Raw genomic sequence first — 20,748 nt, forward strand, 5'->3', positions numbered from 1 at the left:
TTTTTTGGTCGGTCGAGCCGAAAAAGGTAACAGAGAGAGAGTATCAGTGCCCTTTTTTGGTCGGGAGAGCCGAAAAAGGTAACAGAGAGAGTGTGTCAGAGCCCTTTTTCCGTTGAGAGAGTCGAAAAAGGTAACAGAGAGAGAGTATCAGAGCCCTTTTTTGGTCGGGGGAGCCGAAAAAGGTAACAGAGGGATAGTATCAGAGTCCTTTATTAGTTGAGCAAGGATTAAGTCCATATAATTGTATAAAAAGAAAGGATCATTATCATATCCATGTTACAGTGTTTTCGACCAAGAAAATCAGTAAATGGAGGTAATGATAATGATCCAACTCAATATTACACTAGATTTCGAAAAAATAAAAGAGGGTATCATGGATTCTAACTTAGATGATGTTCTGAAATCCATGGTTGTTTTAGTGTTAAACAAAGACATGGAAAGAGATGACTATATGCTAAAACTCCTCTCAGAATCGTAATGGATACGATGAAAGAGGTTATGTCTTGAATAGGGAAGCAGTAAACGATAGAGGATCGCAAATAGTGAATAAAATCAAAGGTTAAGTTTGAGAGCAGTAAGTAAGCAAATATCCTCGTGTATGTTTTAAGGAAAGTGTTCCATACTAATGAATAATGTTTGGATGTAAAAGGAGAAGGTACTAGTGGAAAAATTTAATGGAACTGTATTTCATGGAGAACTTGAACAAAATAGCTTCTACTTAACACAAGTAAAGAATATTTCCACTGCATCAACCTTGTCTTTGGAACAGTTAGTTAAAATGGCTTCCTATTTAGATAGACAGAACGATTCTTGTTATATTACCGTAAATGACCAAGTTCCCATTTTGTTAAATGATGTTGATATGAAAAATCTGCAAAGGGATTTAGAAGTAATCTTGCAGCAAATACATTAACATAGGAAGGAAGATTTGATGGGTAAAGATAAGAAAGCGTTAAATAAATCTAAAGATGTGGCAGAAAAGTATTTTGATGTATCAGGATACGAAAGTAATAATCAAGCCGAAAAGGGTATGGCTATTACACATGAGCAAGCAACCGATGCGTATACGGAAGGTACCATTGATGGCAGCATTGATCAGCTAGATGAGCAAGGAGAGCTAAAGAGTTATCATGGGGAGGAACTAGACAAGGATAAATTCTAGTACAGATAATGCATAGTATATGAAAAAAGGCTAAGTACCCTAATATAGGAACTTAGTCTTTTTGCTTACGGATCACGTACCTTATAGCACCTATTAATCCAGGTATGAGAAATGCGATACCGAAGAATAAGGTAAGTAAATTGAGATGTGGTGTTTCATAATAGGTAAACCATTCTTTGAAAAAAGAAGATTCCACTATGTTTCCCAAAAGTTTCCCATCCATATCACGATAATTAGGCATCCATCCAGTAGATTCAAACGTGATAAAAATTAGTTGGGATAGGATAAATACACCAATGGAAGACACCCAACTCTCCCTCCAAAACGGCCGAGACTTTTGCTTCGTAACCAATTGCGTTCTCCCCCTTTCTTCTCATAGTAGCAATACGACAGAATAAGATAAAAAGTTTCAAAATTCGTCTCCTATTGGTTAGGAACGATTGAATGCTGCTGTATGTAGTAGCGTCAAAAGGATTATCAGAGGCTGGGACATAACTAAAACAAAGGTAATAAAATACTAACAATCACTATATTTCCGGGGTGGATTTGATGCGCTAACTTTCATGTTCGGTTTATCCTATGTTAGAAATAGCTATGTCCCAGCCCCAGTAAATTCTCTCCAGCTTGTGCATAAATTTTATACACAAGCTATTTTTACTATAAAACAATGTTGTGCATAACTAATTTTTTATCTCTAACCAACTTATCCACATGTTAGTAAGTAGTGAAAGGATAAAATGAAAAAAATATTATTGTGGATAAGTTTATTTTTGCTGGAAGTTGTGTTATTCTATTAAGTTAGTGACGGTAAAAATCCGTTGCTATAAAATTGTGGATAAAAAATAGCGTTTATATAGATAGAAAATGTTAGTGGAGGTGAAAAGAATGTTGGAGACAGATACGATTACGGCGATTTCAACCCCGATAGGTGAGGGAGCAATTTCGATTGTTCGTTTAAGTGGGCCAGATGCATTAGAAATAACGGGGAAGATTTATCAAGGGAAAGATATAACGAAGGTAGATTCGCATACGATTCATTATGGTAAAATAATCGATCCAGAAACGAATGAAGTTGCGGAAGAGGTAATGGTAACCATAATGCGTGGACCGAAAACCTTTACCCGTGAAGATGTAGTAGAGATTAATTGTCATGGAGGATTAGTTTCTGTTAATCGTGTGCTTGAAATTGTATTATCGCAGGGTGCGCGTTTAGCAGATCCTGGTGAGTTTACCAAACGTGCCTTTTTGAATGGACGTATTGATTTATCACAGGCTGAAGCGGTAATGGACTTGATTCGTGCTAAGACAGATAAAGCGATGAATGTAGCATTAAAGCAAATGGATGGCCGTTTATCTGCTTTAATTAAGAAATATCGCCAGTCTCTATTGGAAACCGTCGCACATGTAGAGGTTAATATCGATTATCCAGAATATGATGATGTAGAAGAAATGTCTCATGAGATGATGCGACAAAAAACGAAAGAAGTGCATGGAGAGATAGAAGAGCTATTAAGTGTAGCTAAACAAGGAAAAATCCTTCGGGAAGGAATTGCTACTGCGATTATTGGTCGTCCAAACGTAGGTAAATCCTCCTTACTCAATGCATTAGTACAAGAAAACAAAGCGATTGTTACCGATATTCCAGGTACGACACGAGATATTATTGAGGAATATGTAAATGTACGAGGTATTCCTTTGCGTTTAGTCGATACCGCTGGAATTAGGGAGACAGAAGATATTGTAGAGCGAATCGGTGTGGAGCGTTCTCGCCAGGCCTTAAAAGAAGCGGATTTAATTCTATTTGTTTTAAATAATAATGAAGAATTGACCGAGGAAGATTTACGATTATTTGAGGCGGTTAAAGGACTCGAATATATTGTGATTGTGAATAAAACAGACTTAGAGCAAAAGCTAAATATGGATGAAGTGCATGCATTAGTTGGTGATAAGAAAATTGTTACGACTTCTTTATTGAAGGAAGAGGGAATTGAACAATTAGAATCAGCTATTGCAACGTCTTTCTTTGCGGGAGATATTGATTCTGGTGACTTAACCTATGTCTCTAATGCAAGACATATTCAGCTTTTAAGACAGGCGAAACAAGCGTTAGAGGATGCGATGAACTCTCTGGAAATGGGAATGCCACTTGATATTGTGCAAATTGATGTGACCAGAACATGGGAGTTTTTAGGTGAAATTATTGGAGATACAGCAAGTGATAGTCTCATCGACCAACTCTTCTCGCAGTTTTGTTTAGGAAAATAGAGCTTAATGGAATAATAAAAATAACGAAAGGATGAACAGTTATGGTATATGATGCAGGGCAATATGATACGATTGTTGTCGGTGCAGGTCATGCAGGTGTTGAAGCTGGTCTTGCTGCTGCGAGAATGGGTGTAAAAACGCTAATGCTGACGTTAAACCTTGATATGATTGCCTTTATGCCATGTAATCCATCAGTTGGTGGCCCAGCGAAAGGTATCGTCGTACGTGAAATCGATGCTTTAGGTGGGGAAATGGCTAAAACAATTGATAAAAGCTATATTCAAATGCGTATGCTAAACACAGGTAAAGGCCCTGCAGTTCAAGCATTACGCGCACAAGCAGATAAACCTATTTATATTAAAGAAATGAAACAAACACTTGAAAATCAAGAGAATCTTACCATTCGTCAAGGAATGGTTGACTCTCTTATTGTTGAGGACGGCATATGTAAAGGGGTTATCACTGAAACCGGTGCTGCTTACCGTGCAGAAACCGTTATTATTACAACTGGTACATTTATGCGTGGAAAAGTACTAATGGGAGATTTAGAGTATGAAAGTGGACCAAATAACCAACGTCCATCTATTAAGCTTTCAGAGAATCTTGAAAAACTAGGAATCGAATTAACTCGATTCAAAACAGGTACACCACCACGAGTAAATAGCCATACGATTGATTATTCTAAAACAGAAATTCAACCAGGGGATGAGAAGCCTCAAGGTTTCTCCTATGAAACGACGAAGTTTATTACGGATCAAATTCCTTGCTGGTTAACGTATACGAATGAATTTACGCATAAAATTATTAATGAAAACCTAGGACTTTCTGCTATGTACTCCGGTGCTAAGCGTGGTACTGGACCTCGTTATTGTCCATCCATTGAGGACAAAATCGTGCGTTTCAATGATAAACCACGTCACCAAATTTTCCTTGAGCCAGAGGGTAGGGATACAGAAGAGGTATATGTGCAAGGACTATCTACGTCATTACCTGAATCCGTACAGCATGACATTCTTCGCTCTATTCCAGGTTTAGAAAAAGCAGAAATGATGCGTCCTGGTTATGCGATTGAGTATGATGCTGTTGTACCAACTCAGCTATGGCCGACATTAGAGCTTAAAAAAATTCCTGGTCTTTATACAGCTGGGCAAATTAACGGTACTTCTGGTTATGAAGAAGCTGCTGCACAAGGTATTATGGCTGGTATTAATGCTGCAGCCAAAGTTCTAGGCAAAGACCCTGTTATCTTAGATCGCTCCCAAGCGTATATCGGTGTTTTAATTGATGATTTAGTGACAAAAGGTACGAGAGAGCCTTACCGTCTATTAACATCTCGTGCAGAATATCGTCTATTATTACGTCATGATAATGCGGACTTACGTTTAACCGATATTGGCTATGAATTAGGCTTAATTTCGGAAGAGCGCTATAAGCAATTTGAATTAAAGAAACAACAAGTAGAAGCAGAAAAGAAACGTCTAAGCAAAATTACCATTAAACCAACTCCTGAAGTGCAAGCAATGCTAGAAGGAGCAAATGCTACACCATTAAAAGAGCCAATGAAGGCCTATGATTTAATGAAGCGACCAGAGTTAAACTACGATTTAATCGATTCTGTGATTGAATCCGATGACTCACTTCCTGCTGATGTAAAAGAGCAAGTAGAAATACAAATTAAGTATGAAGGGTATATTAAGAAGGCGAATGAACAAGTGGAACGTATGAAGAAAATGGAAGATAAGAAAATTCCAGATGATCTTGATTACGATGCAATTAGTGGTCTTGCAACAGAAGCAAGACAAAAACTGAAAATGGTTCGTCCACTATCCGTTGGCCAAGCATCTCGTATTTCTGGTGTAAACCCTGCAGATATTTCTATTTTACTGGTTTACATTGAGCAAGGGAAAATAGCTAAAGTAGCCAATTAAATTTCATTCAAGGTCAGACCTTTTGCGAGAGAAGGATACCTTCCTTGCTGTATTTAGATAAACTCGCATAGGAGTGTGTTTATCTAAAGGGTCTGACCTTATGTATACATAATGATGAATAAAGGAGTTTGTAAAAATGAATCCAACGCAATTCGCAGCTGAACTGGAGAAGCAGGGGATTGTTTTAACCGATCGGCAGTTAGAGCAGTTTCGAATTTATTTTGAAACGTTAGTCGAGTGGAACGAAAAAATTAATTTAACCGCACTGACGGCAGAAGAGGATGTCTATTTGAAGCATTTTTATGATTCCATATCAGCTGCCTTCTATCATGATTTCACTACAGCGCAAGAGATTTGTGATGTCGGTGCAGGTGCTGGATTTCCAAGTATTCCATTGAAAATTTGTTTCCCACATTTGAAGGTAACGATTGTAGACTCCTTACAAAAGAGGATTGGCTTCCTTAATCATCTAGCTGCTCAATTGGAGTTAACCGATGTAGCATTTTACCATGATCGTGCAGAAACCTTTGGCAAGAATAGCAAGTTCCGGGAGTCATTTGATACGGTAATGGCAAGGGCGGTAGCGAGAATGTCCGTTTTAAGTGAGTTATGTATTCCATTAGCGAAGAAAAATGGCGTGTTTATCGCGATGAAGGGTGCACAAGCTAATGAGGAGCTGCAAAGTGGAAAAACTGCTATTAAGGTTTTAGGGGGAGAGATAGAATCAACCCACACCTTTACATTACCAGAAGAGAATAGTGAGCGGTCTATTGTGATTATTTCAAAGAAAAGACAGACACCAAAGAAATATCCACGTAAACCGGGGACACCTAATAAAGAACCAATCGAATAGGTTATAAAACAGGAAAATATCACTTTTCCTGTTTTTTTGTCGAAGGAGTATATCATTCATGTCCAAGCTTAATAGATTGTGATAAAATAGGCTTAGCGTTAATTCTATGGTAAACTAGAATAGATTTCGTGTAGGGCATAGGCGAGAACATACATAGTTTCAGGCTACAATGTTTCACGTGAAACATTTCATATAGAGGAGAGATTTATAGATTATAGGTACAGAACTATTAATCTATCTTATAAAGATAAAGGTGGTGTCTGATGATGGTAAGTCCATTTAACCGCATATTTGGTATTGGTGAAAAGGAAAATGAAGTAGTTGAGGAAGAGAACTATCATCCAGATGAAGTCATACAGCTTCCAGTTAAACAGATTCAACCAAATAGGTATCAACCAAGATCCGTATTTAATGAAGAGAAGATAGAAGAACTAGCAAAGACAATTAATACGCACGGAATCATCCAACCTATTGTTGTTCGAAAAATAGATACGGATAGCTATGAGATTATTGCCGGAGAACGTCGTTGGAGAGCCGTTCAATTACTAGGCTGGGACAGTGTGTCTGCTATTATTCGCGATATGAATGATACGCAAACTGCGTCGGTAGCACTGATTGAAAACTTACAACGTGAGGAACTAACTGTAATTGAGGAAGCAATGGCCTATGCGAAGCTATTAGAGCTTCAAGAGCTGACACAAGAGGCATTAGCACAGCGACTAGGGAAAAACCAATCAACCATTGCGAACAAGCTTCGCCTGCTTAAGCTACCAGAGCCAATACAAGAAGCGTTATTACAAAAACTTATTACAGAGCGACACGCAAGAGCACTGATAAAATTAAAAGACGAAACACTTCAGTTGAAATTATTACAAGATATTATCGAACATGACTTAAATGTAAAGCAAACAGAAGAACGAATTGATACGATTAATAACGCAAAAGAAAAACCAAAGAAAAGAAAACCAAAATTAAAGGGTGTCAACAAAGATATCCGAATCGCCATGAACACGATTAGACAATCATTAAATATGGTGTCTGATACCGGAATCGACATAGAATCTGACGAGCAAGACTTAGATGATTATTATCAAATTACAATTAAAATACCAAAAAAGAAATAATCCCTTCCCCCATCTACTAAGATGGGGATTTTTATGGTTTGCTGGGAGGATTAGGAGGAAATGAGCAGATGTCATTCCTTATACTGGAAGAAACTAGCCTATTCTTCTAGTAAAAACACTAGTAGAATAGGCTTAAATCACTCATTTCTACAAAAAATATAAATTTAATAGTTTTTAACTCCAAAAAAGTGATAAAATAAAAAGTATATTGTTTTAGGTAGGTGGAAAAATGGGGAAGATTATGTCTGTCGCTAACCAAAAGGGTGGCGTTGGAAAAACAACTTCATCAGTTAATCTAAGTGCCTGCTTAGCTCACTTAGGAAACAAAGTGTTGTTAGTAGACATAGATCCACAAGGTAATGCAACCAGTGGGGTTGGAGTTAATAAAGCCGATATGGATAAATGTGTATATAACGTGCTAGTAGAAGACCTACCAGCCCGTGAAGTTTGTGTACCAACTAATGTTGAAAATCTCGATATAATTCCTGCGACAATTCAGCTTGCAGGAGCAGAAATAGAATTAGTACCAACGATTTCGCGTGAAATAAGATTAAAAAAAGCGTTAGAAGAGGTAAAGGATGAATACGATTATATTATTATCGATTGTCCTCCATCACTTGGGCTATTAACATTGAACGCGTTAACGTCATCGGATTCCGTACTAATTCCAGTTCAATGCGAATATTACGCATTAGAAGGATTAAGCCAATTGTTAAATACAATTCGTTTAGTGCAAAAGCATTTAAATAAAGAGCTAATGATAGAAGGAGTACTTCTTACTATGCTTGATGCGAGAACTAATTTAGGTATTCAAGTAATTGAAGAAGTGAAAAAATACTTCCAAGACAAAGTCTATAATTCTATCATTCCAAGAAATGTACGGTTAGGCGAGGCACCAAGTCATGGCCAACCGATTATTACGTACGATCCAAAATCGAAAGGTGCAGAAGTTTATCTTGAATTAGCGAAGGAAGTGGTGGCTAATGGCACGAGGGTTGGGTAAAGGATTAGATGCATTTTTCCCAGAAATAGAGGAAAAATCGGATGATGTTGTTCAGCAATTGCCGATAAAGGACTGTAGACCAAATCCTTATCAGCCAAGAAAGACTTTTCATTCGGATTCTATTGAAGAATTAAAGGAATCAATCTTAGAATATGGCATTATTCAACCTTTAATTGTTCGCAAAAGCATTAAAGGCTACGAAATCGTTGTAGGGGAGAGACGTTTCCGAGCTGCTAAAGAAGCTGGATTAACCGAAATCCCTGCAGTTGTTAAAGAATTAACCGATGAAAAGATGATGGAATTAGCATTACTCGAAAACCTTCAGCGTGAAGATTTATCGCCAATCGAGGAAGGACAAGCGTATGCTAATTTAATGAAAGAGTTAAACATTACACAAGAAGAGCTAGCAAAACGACTCGGTAAAAGTCGCTCCCATATTGCGAATATGGTAAGACTACTAGGGTTGCCTGATCAAGTAATTGCATATATAAATAATGGTGAATTATCAATGGGCCATGGGCGTGCATTACTTGGGTTAAAGGATAAAGATAGGCTAATCCCAATCGTTAATAAAATCCGTAGTGAAAAACTAAACGTTAGACAAGTTGAAAAACTGATCATTGCTTTAAATGAAAAGCCAGTTAAGAAAAAAGTAAAACCGAAAAAAGATATCTTTATTCAAGAAAGAGAATCTGTCCTTCGTGATAGGCTTGGAACGGCAGTGAGTATCCAACGTGGAAAACGTAAAGGAAAGATTGAAATTGAATTTTATACGGATGATGATCTAGATAGAATCATCGAAGTGTTAGAAGGGTAGGATATACCTTTCAAAGGACTAGGAGGTCATGCATCTCCAGTCCTTTTTCTATATTAGACAAACGAATAAATGACATAGTATGATAATTGTTTCACGTGAAACAATTTTAGAAAGGATTAGTTTAGAAGAGTTCTAGCAGGAGAGAGGGTACATAGAATGGCGTTATTTGGTACATTAGTAAATGGAGCATTAATTGTTGTTGGTAGTTTATTAGGGTTAGTATTCACCAAAATTCCAGAGCGCTTTAAGGAAACCGTGATGCATGGGATTGGTTTGGCAGTCATATTAATTGGACTGCAAATGGCGTTTTCAACTGAGGTTATTATTGTCGTGCTATTGAGCCTGCTGTCTGGTGCTATTATTGGTGAGCTTCTTAGGGTAGAGGATAAACTGAATCAGTTTGGGAATTGGATAGGAAGTAAATTTAGAAACAAGTCAGATAAGACTTCTGTGTCTCAAGGATTTGTGACGGCTTCCTTAATCTTTATCGTTGGTGCGATGGCGATTATAGGTGCCTTGGATAGTGGGATTCGAGGCGATCATGAAGTGTTAATAACCAAAGGCATCCTCGATGGCTTTGTAGCCCTTGTATTAACGAGTACACTCGGTATAGGTGTTGTACTATCCGTCGTTCCAGTCGTGGTATATCAGGGGGCTATTGCATTATTGGCTACCCAGATTGAACGATGGGTTCCAGACTACTTTTTAAACGGACTAATTGTGGAGTTAACAGCAGTTGGTGGTTTGCTAATTGTCGCAATAGGATTAAATATGTTAAAGGTTGTTCAAATTAGAGTAGGGAATCTATTACCTTCTATTATAACAGTAGGGGTAATCTATTATATCTATCAATTGTTTTAATATATTCTAGATTACGTGTAAGTAGAAAATATATGGTCAAGGATAAAAAATCCTATCACAAGTGGCGTGGTAGGATTTTTTTTTATCGAATAATTAAATTGGTTTCTTTTTTTGCTGTTGCATTAATACTGCTGGTGTAACATAGCTGGAGGTTAGTTGTTGATCTATGGTATCTATGACGTTTGCGATTTTTTTAGCCATCTCGACGACAATGGATAGTCTTGTGTTCTGTAACACAGAGTATTCCATAAAACCACTAATATTAACTACTCCAGTAATATGCACATCACCAATCGGCGGAAGAGGTTTGTTTAATGCTGCTCCTGGCTTTAATGCGCCTTCACAGGCAATGATTTGTCCGACAGAACTTGTCTTTCCTAAACAAGCATCCACAGCAATAATAAATGGGTGCTTATGCTGATTATGAATTAAGGTTATATAATCCTCTAAATTTGTCGCGTGGACTGGGTCATGCAATGTTCCATATACAGTCATATGCTTCAGCTTTTTATCCATCAAATAGGTACCGGTTAAAGGGCCTAGCGCATCACCTGTAGAACGATCGGTACCGACACAAACAACAATATATTCCTTTGGTATTTTAGGAAACCAGGATACGATTCGCTCAGGTATGGCGTCCATTAGGGTTGGGTCAGTATGTAACATCCTTATTGCTTCGTTTTTTTGTGATAAACGACTCTTTAGATTCATAGGTTCTCCTCCGCATACATATTGTTATTAGTATACGGATTAGATTTTTATTTTATACATGTGTAATCGTATAAAATTCTGTGTGTTACGGGACGGTTATATGTTAGAACATGTAGTTAATTCATAGGAATGTAATTGGGGGAGAAGCAATGTGGAAATCAGGATTTAAATGGATGTTTCTTATTATAGGGACAACCATTGGAGCAGGGTATGCATCAGGAAGGGAGCTATGGGAGTTTTTTGGCCATGGAAGTGGACTAGCTATTATGTTGTTTGTTATCTTTTTCTCCGTTTCGTGTTATGTTATCATGTCGATTAGCTATCATAAGCAGTCTACAGAGTATCGACCGGTATTACAAGTGATAGTGGGGGATAAGATATCACCTATTTATGACGTGATGATATTTCTGTATCTCTATACAACAACGGTTGTGATGATGTCTGGAAGTGGTGCAGCTGGACAGGCATTTAATCTTCCTTATTGGGTTGGGATCGTATTTATTGTGGTCATGCTTGTTTTACTTTTCTTTAGGGATATAAGTGGATTGCTATCTTTTAATCAAGTCATATTACCAATATTAATTATTGGACTACTATATGTACTATTTACATTCACCTTTGATCAGAGATTACATTTGTTCTCTCATTGGCATGAGCAATTTAACTGGACAGCAGCATTTCCGTTTACGGCTTTAAATGTCTTACCATTGATTGCGGTGCTTGGGGCGGTAGGGAATAAGATGACCTCCAAAAAGGAGATATGGATAGCAAGCCTTGGAAGTGGCGTAATTCTTGGGGTTGTTACTTATGTCTATAACAATAGTCTCATTCAAATCTCCGAACAAATTCTGTTATATGAAATTCCACTTTTTGCGATATTAAGTAATTATCCATTTTATATGGTCATATTTATGACTATCCTATTATGGTTTGCCATATTTACGACAGCAGCATCGGGTGTGTTAGGGTTAACGACTAGGCTCACAGGCTATTTTAAATTGCCATTTTGGTTGCTTGTTTTAGTAATATTAGCTACAATGATACCATTAACAACACTAGGATTTTCTACGTTAATCAGCATTTTATACCCATTGTACGGATTGCTTAACTTATATGTCTTAACTAGGTTATTGCTGTATCCGTTATGGGTAAAAAGAGACAAATAATCGATATTTCAAATAATATTTAATATAAGGGGCAGTACAAATGGTGGATAAGGATTTTCAATTACATGATGTTGTACAAATGAAAAAACCCCACCCATGCGGGGAGAATCGTTGGAAAATAATTCGAATGGGTATGGATATTCGAATTAAGTGTATGGGTTGTGAACATAGTGTTATGATTCCACGAAAAGAGTTTGCCAAGAAGCTAAAAAAAGTATTGGAAAGGGCTGCAAATTAAAGGTTTTTTATAGACGAAATTCCAAGAAAATGGTAAATTATTTCATAGATAGATAGAGAAAAGCATTAATAATAGGGTAAAAACGCAAAAATAGGCTTCAGCACGAAGCCTATTTTTGCGTTTTACTGGCTTGTCTTTTTTCATACGTAAATCTATAATTGAACTATTGAACGCGTTCTATATGAATGGAATCCTTAAGGAGTGGAATGAAATGGCTTTAACAGCAGGAATCGTCGGACTTCCAAACGTAGGAAAGTCTACATTATTTAATGCAATTACCCAAGCAGGAGCAGAAGCTGCAAACTATCCGTTTGCGACCATCGATCCTAATGTAGGCATGGTGGAAGTACCTGATGAGCGCTTAAATAAATTAACGGAATTAGTAAATCCGAAGAAAACCGTCCCAACAACATTTGAATTTACCGATATTGCCGGAATCGTTAAAGGTGCAAGTAAGGGGGAGGGACTAGGAAACCAATTCCTTTCACACATCCGCCAAGTAGATGCAATATGCCAGGTTGTTCGTTGCTTCGTGGACGAGAATATTACCCATGTATCGGGGAAAGTGGATCCGATTGATGATATCGAAATCATTAATTTGGAGCTTATTCTAGCAGACTTAGAGACAGTGAATAAACGGTATCAACGTGTCGAAAAGCTAGCAAAACAAAAGGATAAGGATGCACTAGTAGAATTTGAAGTGCTATCTAAGTTAAAAACAGGTCTGGAAGAAGAAAAGCCAGCTCGCGCAATTGAGTTTACAGAAGAGCAGCTAAAAATCGTAAAAGGGCTTCATTTACTAACTAGTAAGCCAATGCTCTATGTAGCCAATGTTGGGGAAGATGAAGTGGCAGATCCAGAATCGAATCCTAACGTACAAAAAGTGAAGGAATATGCTAGCAATGAAGGGGCAGAAGTAATTGTTATTTGTGCTCGAATTGAAGAGGAAATTTCGGAACTAGATCAAGAAGAGAAAGAAATGTTCCTAGATGAATTAGGTATTACAGAATCAGGGCTAGATAAGCTAATTAAAGCCTCTTACAGCTTATTAGGACTTGCGACATACTTTACAGCTGGAGAGCAAGAAGTGCGTGCTTGGACGTTCCGTAAAGGAATGAAAGCACCACAAGCTGCAGGGATTATTCATTCGGACTTTGAGCGTGGATTTATCCGAGCAGAAACGGTATCCTACGATGATTTAGTTGAAGCAGGATCTATGACTGTTGCACGTGAAAAAGGAAAAGTACGCCTAGAAGGAAAAGAATACATCGTAAAGGATGGCGATGTTATCCACTTCCGATTTAATGTGTAAAAAGTTTTTTAACATGGACTAGGTCAGATAGGAAATATAACGTAAAAAGGATTCTATCGAAGACTTGTTATTTCATATGAGGTTTGGTATAATACACTATTGTGAGTAATGAATTTTAAGATTACTCCTTGCTCTTATTGCGAAAGTTTACTTTCAAGAAATAAGGGCCGCTAAGACCAAAAGGAGGTGTAACGGATGAGAAAATATGAAATCATGTACATCATCCGCCCAGACATGGAAGAGGAAGCGCAAAAAGCTTTAATTGAGCGTTTCAATGGTATCTTAACTGATAATGGCGCGGAGATTGAAAAAGTTGAAGAAAAAGGCAAAAAACGCCTTGCATATGAAATCAACGATTACCGTGATGGATACTATGTTTTAATTAACTTCTCTGGCGATGAAAAATCAGTTAATGAATTTGATCGTTTAGCTAAGTTTTCTGAAGACATTATTCGTCACATTGCAGTTCGTATAGATGAATAATAATAAGGAGTGGTTCTGATGTTAAATCGTGTCGTACTTGTCGGCAGGTTAACGAAGGATCCTGATTTACGTTATACACCAAATGGAGTTGCGGTTGCCAATTTTACAGTAGCTGTAAATCGTCCTTTTTCTAACCAACAAGGAAATAGAGAAGCCGATTTCATTAACTGTGTTATTTGGAGAAGACCTGCAGAAACATTAGCTAACTATATGAAAAAGGGTAGCTTAATTGGTGTGGATGGAAGAATCCAAACGCGTTCTTTTGAAGGTCAGGATGGAAAAATGGTATATATCACAGAGGTTGTGGCTGATAGTGTACAGTTCTTAGAATCCAAAGGTTCTTCCCAAGGGCAAGGACGTGGAGGACAAGACTCTTATTCACCAGGATTCCAACAAAATCAGAACCAAAATAGAAACCAAAATCAGAATCAAAATCAATTTGAGGATGATCCATTTAAAGATAATGGAGAGCCAATTGATATTTCTGATGATGATTTACCATTCTGACCCCTGTTCACATGTGTAAGTAGCAAATTATGGTTACTTCCATCTGTATCAAGGGTTTTAGTGAAAACAAACTGTGTAAATATTATGTGTGTATAAGCGTATGACAATTAGATTATACGTAGTGTGTAAATTGTGTAAAAAAGTGTGTATATAAGAAGGATTTTTGTCAAACACCATCGAATCTTAATGTATAAGTGAAATGTCCGAAATAGTGTGTGGAGGACCTGTATAGATTATCTATGCATTCACTTAGTATTATGATAGGTGGTGTTTTTTTTATGCGCTCATATACAATAGGGAGAACAATGAAGGATAATGGACAACAATCGGTTGTTTTAGTGGATGAAGAGTTAAACATAGTAGAGGAGGTTGCTCTATTCTTGCAGTACCTTGAAGGTAAGGGGCTGGCATTTAATACCATAGAAAGTTATTGTAGAAGCTTAAAGGAATACTTTAAGTGGCTTTCCAAAAAAGATTTGAAGTTTTATGAAGTGAATAAGCGAAGTATTATCTCGTTTATTGAATTCATTAAATCAGAAGAAGTCGGAAAGAAAGAAGAAAAGTCAGCAAAGACAATAAATAAATACCTTGCAGCAGTTGCATCATTTTATAAATATTATGAAGCTGTTGGGGGATTTATAGATGATAACCCTATAACAGTGAAAAATAAGCTACAAAAGAATAAATATTATGTGCATACAGTAAAAAAAGATAATTTGAATATGAATCTGTTTAGGCAAAAAGAAGAGAAATCAAAGAATACCAAGAGATTATTTCTAAATCAAATTGAAATACTTTATGAAGGTATTGATGGTTTATCTAAAGATAATGAAATAGTTGCTAGAAACAAGCTTTTATTTAAATTTCTTTATGAAACTGGTTGTCGAATAGGAGAAGCTTTAGGATTACGTCTTATGGATTATAGTGAACTAAATCCAACAGAGCAGATAGGAACAATATATGTTAGAAGGCATCTGCCATCCTATCATAAGGATCACACTATTAAAACAAATGAAAGGGATATCCCTGTTTCGATGGATTTAATTTATTCGATTGATGATTATGTTTGTTCACACAGACCACAAAAGGATGAAATAGATACCATCTTTGTAAATCATGGTTTAACGAATGCTGGAATGTATATGACAAGAAATACAGCTGAAAAGGCTTTTAAAGCTTTATCAGATAATGTAGGAATAAAATGTACACCGCATATGTTAAGGCATACGCACGGTACTGAACTAAAAGAATGCGGTTACAGTGAAGTTTATATTATGGATTACATCTCTATATTAACAAATACAGGTTACTATTTCAAATAAATACACTTTTCAGAAAACAATATAAAAATACCTATTATAGTAAAGTTAAGAGCGTTATATAGAATTTTATTTATATTTAACATTTCAATTTATTAGCAAATTAAGTTATTATATTAAAGAGACAATTTACTAAGGGGGTTTTTTTTTTTGTCTATTGTTTTAAGTGCAAGTAGAATAAGCAAAACATTTTCAAATGAACTGGAAGTTATAAAGCCAACTTCTTTCGAAATAGAAAAAGGAAAAATATATGTAATAGAAGGAAAGAGCGGTTCAGGTAAATCTACATTCTTAAGTATGTTAGCAGGTATTGAAGAGCCTACTTTAGGAAAGGTTTTTTATCGAGATCGCTCTTTGTATGACTTAAATGATAATGAACAGGCCAGGATACGGGGAGAATCGTTTGGATTTGTTTTTCAATCATTTCACTTAATCCCAGAATTATCAGTTAAAGAAAATATTGAATTACCCTTAATGTTTAATCAAAAAGATAATATATTTAAAACTCAATATCTCGCAGAGAGATTAGAGATTGAATATTTACTAGAAAAGAAGCCGCACCAACTATCTGGTGGGGAACAGCAACGAGTTGCAATAGCAAGAGCACTTATTACTTTACCTGAAATTATTTTTGCTGATGAACCGACAGGAAATCTTGATTATGCAACAACAAGAAAAGTTGTAGATTTACTTTGTCAATTATGTAGCGATTATAGATTAAGCTTAGTTATAGTCACACATGAAAAGAATTTAATTGAAAATCCTCATCATTTATATACAATGCAGAATGGAGAGTTAAAGGTGGAACGCACTAATGTTTAAATTAGGGTACAGACTTTTAATTTCACGAAAAAGTTGGTTCATTTTATTGGTAACAACCATAGCTATTGTGCTGGCCAGTATAATAGCTGTTTCTACAGCATCCGAGTCCATTAAAATCGGATTGAAAGAACAGGCCTATTCCGATTATGGGGAGCATACACTTGTCTTATTAGATTCTATTGAATCAAAAGAAACTCTTAACGCAAATGGAGATATAAAGAAAATTGGCGGAATAGGGATTATGGGTAATATCGAGCTAAGGGATGAGTTTATCGCAACAGTTGGAACCTTGGATAAGCAGGCTTTGGAGATGGGAAGAATTGAACTATTAAATGGCTCATTTCCTAATAGGGAAAATGAAGTCGCAATTGAATCTTCTTACTTATCATTAGTTGACAAAAACTGGAAGATAGGAGAAAAGAAGATATTAAAGATAAATAATAAGGAGTTAGAGTTGATATTATCGGGGATTGTTAAGGATTATTCAGCGAAGTGGACTGTTTCCAATAATGTTCAAAAAGGAGTTAATGATTTTCCAAATATTATTCTTTCAAATAAAAACAAATTAGAGATTGAATCTCAGAATTTCTTAGTTCGATTAAATGGGAATAATGGAAATATTGATTCTATGCAAGAAAAGTCTTCTGATTTTTTAGTAGATCATACTGGTTTTATTAATGAACGTCTATTTTATAACGGATTAACAAACTATCAGGAAATCGCAATAATATCGTTTGTTTTTCAAATAATAATTCTTTTAGGCTCTTTTGTTAGTATGTATTGTTTATTTTATTTTTTTAATATTAATCAGCAAAGAAAATTAGCTGTATTAAAAACTGTGGGATCGACCAATCTAAACTTGCTTAAATTGAACTTATATCAAATTTTTATTTTATTATTAATCGGTCTTTTTTTATCTTTACCATTGCTTTATTTCTTATATGTATGGATTATTAATAACACTTTCAATATTAGTAATCTAAATCTATCAAACATTTTATATATCATAGTGATAGTAGTTATTTGTATTGTTGGAGTATTTTACATTACTTTACATAGCTCTTATTTATCGATTAATTTTATTAAAGATAGCTCAATTAATACATTACTAAAAGAGCCTCATTCTAACAACATAAAAACTAATAAAATACCAATTAAAGTTAATGATTTCACCATGAGAAAAGTTCTGAATCAGCTGCAGACTAAGCCTAAGCATTCTCTATTAGTGATACTCACTCTAACTTTATCAATTTTAATCATTAACTTCTCTTTTTTTGTCGAAAAAGAGTCAGCTGGTATCTGGAATACGAAAATTGATTATTATTTAAATTCACAAGAGATTTATAGTTATGATGTAGTTAACAACCTAACTGTCTTACATCAAGAGGGATTAACTTTTTCTCCGGAAGTAGTCTATCAACTTGAAGAAGATCCGAGTATAAAGTATTTAGAAAAAACGCCCTTTATGGTAGATGTACATCCTTTATTAAAAAAGGATTTATTAAACAATGCCATTAAAAATTGGTTAATCGAAAATAATTTTAGCGATGTAACTTATTATGATGACTATATTACTCCTAACGTTAGATATGTTTTAGTTGATGAATCTGAGTTTTCAAAGTTATATCCAAATCTAGTATACGAAGACTTACTTGGAAAAGTTATTTTATATAACCCAGCTTATACACAAGAATTAGACTTAAATGAACTCAATGGAGAAGAATTAACCTTTATACAAAAAAAGAAAGAGGATTCAAGTTATAAGACGAAGAACTGGGACTTTGAAATATTAAATATGTATAATGGACCGTTTACCTTGGAAATCAGCGAATCAATTGATATACAGTATACGGATTTCGTTGTTGTTATGGCAGAAGAAACCGCTATTGATGAGGGGTTGTTTTCGGGATATAATGAAATATCCATTTATCTAGAAGACCAAATAGGTAGAAAAGATATTGAACAGCTCGAATCTGAATTGTCCGAAATTATCGCTCTTACACCAGGGAGCTTATACCAAAAGATTTCAACTCTTATAGAGGATGACAAACGTATATCGCTATTCGTTGGATATTTGGGAAAACTAGCTTATCTCATTTCAGTCATCTTATCGATTGTAAGTACAACTGTTATTATCTTTAGTAAGTATAGAATGACAAAAAAAGAATGGGGAATTTATCTAACACTAGGGATGAAGAAAAAGGAAATATATTATCTATTATTATTGGAAATGCTCTTTTATATAATTATAGCAACTATTTTATCTTTAATAGTATTTTCACTGACTCAACTTTTGGATAATTTATACCCTTATTTCTTCTACCTTCAATATTTTTGCTTGTCAGTCCTATTTATTTTATTTTTAATTATGATTGGATGGTATGTAATTGTAATAATAATCAAACATCAATCTATTTATTCTTTAATTCGGGAAGAAGAGTAAAACTAGGGTTTAAACAATTTTACATGTCTCATGTTAGAATGCCAATCATATTTTAAACTCAGAATGGGAATGGGAGATTAGATGAAAAAAATATTCAGAATTGCTTTTAGTATAAGTTTCTTGTTTTATATAATTGCTTTGGTGTTTTTATTATTCTTAGATTCAAGAATTTATATTCGGCAAGACATATCGTTATTAAATTATATAAGGGAATCATCAAATTTAGTTCCATTTAAAACGATAACAACATATATTAAAGCTTTATTTGACCAAAGTATGAATATAGATATACCGATTAAAAATCTTGGGGGAAATTTAGTAATGTTTCTTCCACTGGGTATTTATCTTCCGCAATTCATAAATAAGTTAAGAGGAATAGGCCTGTTTTCAATTTTAATGGTAATGTTGTTCTTTATTATTGAAGTATTACAACTAATAACAAGAACAGGAAGTTTTGATATTGATGATTTCTTATTAAATATGTTTGGAGCTTTAATAGGATTTGGAATATGGAAATCAAAAGTTGTTCAGAGAATATTGAAATAGTGTTTATATAAACATTTCCCGAGATACCTAGATTATAATAACAAGGTGATGTGATTTATCATTGCCTTGTTATTTAAATAGTAAGATATAAAACAGGGTTATTGTTATCTGATGATTCTTAGCATACTAAAACTCATCGGGTCTTTCTAAGCCAAAGGATCAACTCTTCTGTATTAAGTTGAACCATTTGAATAGATAAAAGAAACTCCTTTTGTCTCGTTAATAATTGCATAGATAATTTTTAAAAGTTTTGACTCAAAAGGATTAAGTTAAAATAAAAAGCAATCAAATAATCTATTTATTAGGAATGAAGAAAGATTTCTTTTTTCCGAGTTCAAATAATATTTGACTTTACTCCTCTTTTTATATATCATAAATATTGCACATTACACACAAACACACAAAAGATATACACATAAATAAATAATCTTAATGAAGTGTCTCCACACAAGGCAAATCATTAACTTATGTCAATTCAAAGGTATTATAAATAAATTTAAGAACGAAGGAGGTATTTAGATGGCAGCTCGTCGTGGACGCGGTGGTAAGCGCCGTAAAGTGTGTTTCTTTACAGCGAACGGTATTACACACATCGATTACAAAGACGTTGATCTTCTAAAACGTTTCATTTCTGAACGTGGAAAAATTCTTCCTCGTCGTGTAACTGGAACTTCTGCAAAATATCAACGTAAACTTACAATTGCAATTAAACGCGCTCGTCAAATGGCTTTATTACCATATGTGGCAGAGTAACTTTTGGATTTTTGATTAAGAAGACATCCCAAAATGGGTGTCTTCTTTTTTTAGTGTGCCAGGCATGCACACATTCTCTAGGGTTGAAGTCCCGAATCACGAAGGCAGTAGTAGTGATTAGCTTAAGACAAGGGTGTCTAGGGTGACCTAGAATATGAATAAGGAATTTGAGAAAAGTATAGATGACCTGCGTGGAAAGGTTATAAACAAATTAAAATTAAACGAAACTATGGACAATATTATAATTTCAATCTATTTATATGAAACAGACTTAGATAAATTTGCTGATGTCTACAATTCGTTTTTAAGTGTTTATTGCGGATGAATTGAGCCGCTTATGCGTAGTTTTGAGCCACCGAATGCGGAACATTGAGCCACCATTTGCGGTGCGAGAGCCACTAATAGTACAACTAATCTTAAATTATAGAGTCAGAG

The 20,748-nt window shown here is 35.2% G+C and carries 22 protein-coding genes; 20 read left to right on the forward strand and 2 right to left on the reverse strand.

Going from position 1 to position 20,748, the window contains the following annotated elements:
• Nucleotides 1–322: 322 nt before the first annotated feature.
• The 3 genes from AAIB49_RS13810 to AAIB49_RS13820 all read left to right on the forward strand — a co-directional run bounded on the left by AAIB49_RS13810 (nt 323) and on the right by AAIB49_RS13820 (nt 1,162).
• Nucleotides 323–478, forward strand: coding sequence for a hypothetical protein (locus AAIB49_RS13810; protein ID WP_343458353.1), 156 nt, complete (start codon nt 323–325; stop codon nt 476–478).
• 183 nt (nt 479–661) lie between these two features.
• Nucleotides 662–913, forward strand: coding sequence for a hypothetical protein (locus tag AAIB49_RS13815; RefSeq protein ID WP_343458354.1), 252 nt, complete (start codon nt 662–664; stop codon nt 911–913).
• Between the two features lie 18 nt (nt 914–931).
• On the forward strand, nt 932–1,162 hold the full coding sequence (locus tag AAIB49_RS13820; protein ID WP_339217657.1) for a YozQ family protein: 231 nt from the start codon (nt 932–934) through the stop codon (nt 1,160–1,162).
• A gap of 52 nt (nt 1,163–1,214) precedes the next feature.
• Here AAIB49_RS13820 and AAIB49_RS13825 read toward each other — a convergent pair whose 3' ends face one another.
• The gene (locus AAIB49_RS13825; RefSeq protein WP_343458355.1) at nt 1,215–1,514 is read right to left on the reverse strand and encodes a YfzA family protein; all 300 of its coding nucleotides are present in this window, start codon (nt 1,512–1,514) and stop codon (nt 1,215–1,217) included.
• A gap of 533 nt (nt 1,515–2,047) precedes the next feature.
• On the opposite strand from AAIB49_RS13825, the gene mnmE reads away from it, so the two are divergent.
• The 7 genes from mnmE to AAIB49_RS13860 all read left to right on the forward strand — a co-directional run bounded on the left by mnmE (nt 2,048) and on the right by AAIB49_RS13860 (nt 10,013).
• Nucleotides 2,048–3,427: a tRNA uridine-5-carboxymethylaminomethyl(34) synthesis GTPase MnmE gene (gene mnmE / locus AAIB49_RS13830; RefSeq protein WP_343458356.1), complete on the forward strand. Its 1,380-nt coding sequence runs from the start codon at nt 2,048–2,050 to the stop codon at nt 3,425–3,427.
• A 41-nt stretch (nt 3,428–3,468) separates the two neighbouring features.
• A complete protein-coding gene (gene mnmG / locus AAIB49_RS13835; protein WP_343458357.1) occupies nt 3,469–5,355 on the forward strand; it encodes a tRNA uridine-5-carboxymethylaminomethyl(34) synthesis enzyme MnmG in 1,887 nt (628 codons plus the stop codon).
• 136 nt (nt 5,356–5,491) lie between these two features.
• Nucleotides 5,492–6,208, forward strand: a complete 717-nt coding sequence (rsmG, locus tag AAIB49_RS13840; RefSeq protein ID WP_343458358.1) for a 16S rRNA (guanine(527)-N(7))-methyltransferase RsmG — start codon at nt 5,492–5,494, stop codon at nt 6,206–6,208.
• A 266-nt stretch (nt 6,209–6,474) separates the two neighbouring features.
• Nucleotides 6,475–7,332 (forward strand): nucleoid occlusion protein, encoded by an 858-nt coding sequence (gene noc, locus AAIB49_RS13845; RefSeq protein WP_211741189.1) that lies wholly within the window; start codon nt 6,475–6,477, stop codon nt 7,330–7,332.
• Nucleotides 7,333–7,561: 229 nt separating this feature from the next.
• Entirely contained in the window at nt 7,562–8,335 is a 774-nt protein-coding gene (locus AAIB49_RS13850; protein WP_186871220.1) for a ParA family protein, read from the forward strand.
• Nucleotides 8,316–9,152: a ParB/RepB/Spo0J family partition protein gene (locus AAIB49_RS13855; protein ID WP_343458359.1), complete on the forward strand. Its 837-nt coding sequence runs from the start codon at nt 8,316–8,318 to the stop codon at nt 9,150–9,152. Before AAIB49_RS13850 ends, AAIB49_RS13855 begins: the two co-directional genes overlap by 20 nt.
• A 156-nt stretch (nt 9,153–9,308) precedes the next feature.
• On the forward strand, nt 9,309–10,013 hold the full coding sequence (locus tag AAIB49_RS13860) for a DUF554 domain-containing protein (RefSeq protein WP_343458360.1): 705 nt from the start codon (nt 9,309–9,311) through the stop codon (nt 10,011–10,013).
• A gap of 93 nt (nt 10,014–10,106) precedes the next feature.
• Here AAIB49_RS13860 and yyaC read toward each other — a convergent pair whose 3' ends face one another.
• Entirely contained in the window at nt 10,107–10,724 is a 618-nt protein-coding gene (gene yyaC / locus AAIB49_RS13865) for a spore protease YyaC (RefSeq protein WP_211740802.1), read from the reverse strand.
• Nucleotides 10,725–10,873: 149 nt separating this feature from the next.
• Between yyaC and AAIB49_RS13870 the strand changes: the two genes are divergently transcribed.
• The 10 genes from AAIB49_RS13870 (at nt 10,874) to rpsR (ending at nt 20,313) form a co-directional block, all read left to right on the forward strand.
• Nucleotides 10,874–11,890, forward strand: coding sequence for a YkvI family membrane protein (locus tag AAIB49_RS13870; protein ID WP_211740803.1), 1,017 nt, complete (start codon nt 10,874–10,876; stop codon nt 11,888–11,890).
• A gap of 40 nt (nt 11,891–11,930) precedes the next feature.
• Nucleotides 11,931–12,128, forward strand: a complete 198-nt coding sequence (locus tag AAIB49_RS13875) for a DUF951 domain-containing protein (protein ID WP_211740804.1) — start codon at nt 11,931–11,933, stop codon at nt 12,126–12,128.
• A gap of 211 nt (nt 12,129–12,339) precedes the next feature.
• Complete coding sequence (gene ychF, locus AAIB49_RS13880) at nt 12,340–13,440, forward strand: redox-regulated ATPase YchF (RefSeq protein WP_186871214.1); 1,101 nt, start codon at nt 12,340–12,342, stop codon at nt 13,438–13,440.
• Between the two features lie 195 nt (nt 13,441–13,635).
• On the forward strand, nt 13,636–13,923 hold the full coding sequence (rpsF, locus tag AAIB49_RS13885) for a 30S ribosomal protein S6 (protein ID WP_211740805.1): 288 nt from the start codon (nt 13,636–13,638) through the stop codon (nt 13,921–13,923).
• Between the two features lie 18 nt (nt 13,924–13,941).
• Entirely contained in the window at nt 13,942–14,430 is a 489-nt protein-coding gene (gene ssb, locus AAIB49_RS13890) for a single-stranded DNA-binding protein (RefSeq protein ID WP_186871212.1), read from the forward strand.
• Nucleotides 14,431–14,735: 305 nt separating this feature from the next.
• Nucleotides 14,736–15,752, forward strand: a complete 1,017-nt coding sequence (locus tag AAIB49_RS13895; RefSeq protein ID WP_343458361.1) for a tyrosine-type recombinase/integrase — start codon at nt 14,736–14,738, stop codon at nt 15,750–15,752.
• Nucleotides 15,753–15,899: 147 nt separating this feature from the next.
• Nucleotides 15,900–16,571, forward strand: a complete 672-nt coding sequence (locus AAIB49_RS13900; protein WP_211740807.1) for an ABC transporter ATP-binding protein — start codon at nt 15,900–15,902, stop codon at nt 16,569–16,571.
• On the forward strand, nt 16,564–19,014 hold the full coding sequence (locus AAIB49_RS13905) for an FtsX-like permease family protein (RefSeq protein WP_343458362.1): 2,451 nt from the start codon (nt 16,564–16,566) through the stop codon (nt 19,012–19,014). The genes AAIB49_RS13900 and AAIB49_RS13905 overlap by 8 nt, the downstream gene beginning before the upstream one ends.
• An 81-nt stretch (nt 19,015–19,095) precedes the next feature.
• Entirely contained in the window at nt 19,096–19,560 is a 465-nt protein-coding gene (locus AAIB49_RS13910; protein ID WP_211740809.1) for a VanZ family protein, read from the forward strand.
• Nucleotides 19,561–20,079: 519 nt separating this feature from the next.
• On the forward strand, nt 20,080–20,313 hold the full coding sequence (rpsR, locus tag AAIB49_RS13915) for a 30S ribosomal protein S18 (RefSeq protein WP_047980138.1): 234 nt from the start codon (nt 20,080–20,082) through the stop codon (nt 20,311–20,313).
• Nucleotides 20,314–20,748 lie beyond the last annotated feature (435 nt).

The sequence above is a fragment of the Ornithinibacillus proteolyticus genome (assembly GCF_039581225.1).
Classification (GTDB): Bacteria; Bacillota; Bacilli; order Bacillales; family Amphibacillaceae; genus Ornithinibacillus; species Ornithinibacillus massiliensis.

Excerpts from the sequence above, each read along its gene's own strand:
- AAIB49_RS13810 (WP_343458353.1), top strand. The coding sequence starts at position 323 with ATGATCCAACTCAATATTACACTAGATTTCGAAAAAATAAAAGAGGGT.
- AAIB49_RS13820 (WP_339217657.1), top strand. The coding sequence starts at position 932 with ATGGGTAAAGATAAGAAAGCGTTAAATAAATCTAAAGATGTGGCAGAA.
- mnmE (WP_343458356.1), top strand. The coding sequence starts at position 2,048 with ATGTTGGAGACAGATACGATTACGGCGATTTCAACCCCGATAGGTGAG.
- mnmG (WP_343458357.1), top strand. The coding sequence starts at position 3,469 with ATGGTATATGATGCAGGGCAATATGATACGATTGTTGTCGGTGCAGGT.
- rsmG (WP_343458358.1), top strand. The coding sequence starts at position 5,492 with ATGAATCCAACGCAATTCGCAGCTGAACTGGAGAAGCAGGGGATTGTT.
- noc (WP_211741189.1), top strand. The coding sequence starts at position 6,475 with ATGGTAAGTCCATTTAACCGCATATTTGGTATTGGTGAAAAGGAAAAT.
- AAIB49_RS13850 (WP_186871220.1), top strand. The coding sequence starts at position 7,562 with ATGGGGAAGATTATGTCTGTCGCTAACCAAAAGGGTGGCGTTGGAAAA.
- AAIB49_RS13855 (WP_343458359.1), top strand. The coding sequence starts at position 8,316 with ATGGCACGAGGGTTGGGTAAAGGATTAGATGCATTTTTCCCAGAAATA.
- AAIB49_RS13860 (WP_343458360.1), top strand. The coding sequence starts at position 9,309 with ATGGCGTTATTTGGTACATTAGTAAATGGAGCATTAATTGTTGTTGGT.
- yyaC (WP_211740802.1), bottom strand. The coding sequence starts at position 10,724 with ATGAATCTAAAGAGTCGTTTATCACAAAAAAACGAAGCAATAAGGATG.
- AAIB49_RS13870 (WP_211740803.1), top strand. The coding sequence starts at position 10,874 with ATGTGGAAATCAGGATTTAAATGGATGTTTCTTATTATAGGGACAACC.
- AAIB49_RS13875 (WP_211740804.1), top strand. The coding sequence starts at position 11,931 with ATGGTGGATAAGGATTTTCAATTACATGATGTTGTACAAATGAAAAAA.
- ychF (WP_186871214.1), top strand. The coding sequence starts at position 12,340 with ATGGCTTTAACAGCAGGAATCGTCGGACTTCCAAACGTAGGAAAGTCT.
- rpsF (WP_211740805.1), top strand. The coding sequence starts at position 13,636 with ATGAGAAAATATGAAATCATGTACATCATCCGCCCAGACATGGAAGAG.
- ssb (WP_186871212.1), top strand. The coding sequence starts at position 13,942 with ATGTTAAATCGTGTCGTACTTGTCGGCAGGTTAACGAAGGATCCTGAT.
- AAIB49_RS13895 (WP_343458361.1), top strand. The coding sequence starts at position 14,736 with ATGAAGGATAATGGACAACAATCGGTTGTTTTAGTGGATGAAGAGTTA.
- AAIB49_RS13905 (WP_343458362.1), top strand. The coding sequence starts at position 16,564 with ATGTTTAAATTAGGGTACAGACTTTTAATTTCACGAAAAAGTTGGTTC.
- AAIB49_RS13910 (WP_211740809.1), top strand. The coding sequence starts at position 19,096 with ATGAAAAAAATATTCAGAATTGCTTTTAGTATAAGTTTCTTGTTTTAT.
- rpsR (WP_047980138.1), top strand. The coding sequence starts at position 20,080 with ATGGCAGCTCGTCGTGGACGCGGTGGTAAGCGCCGTAAAGTGTGTTTC.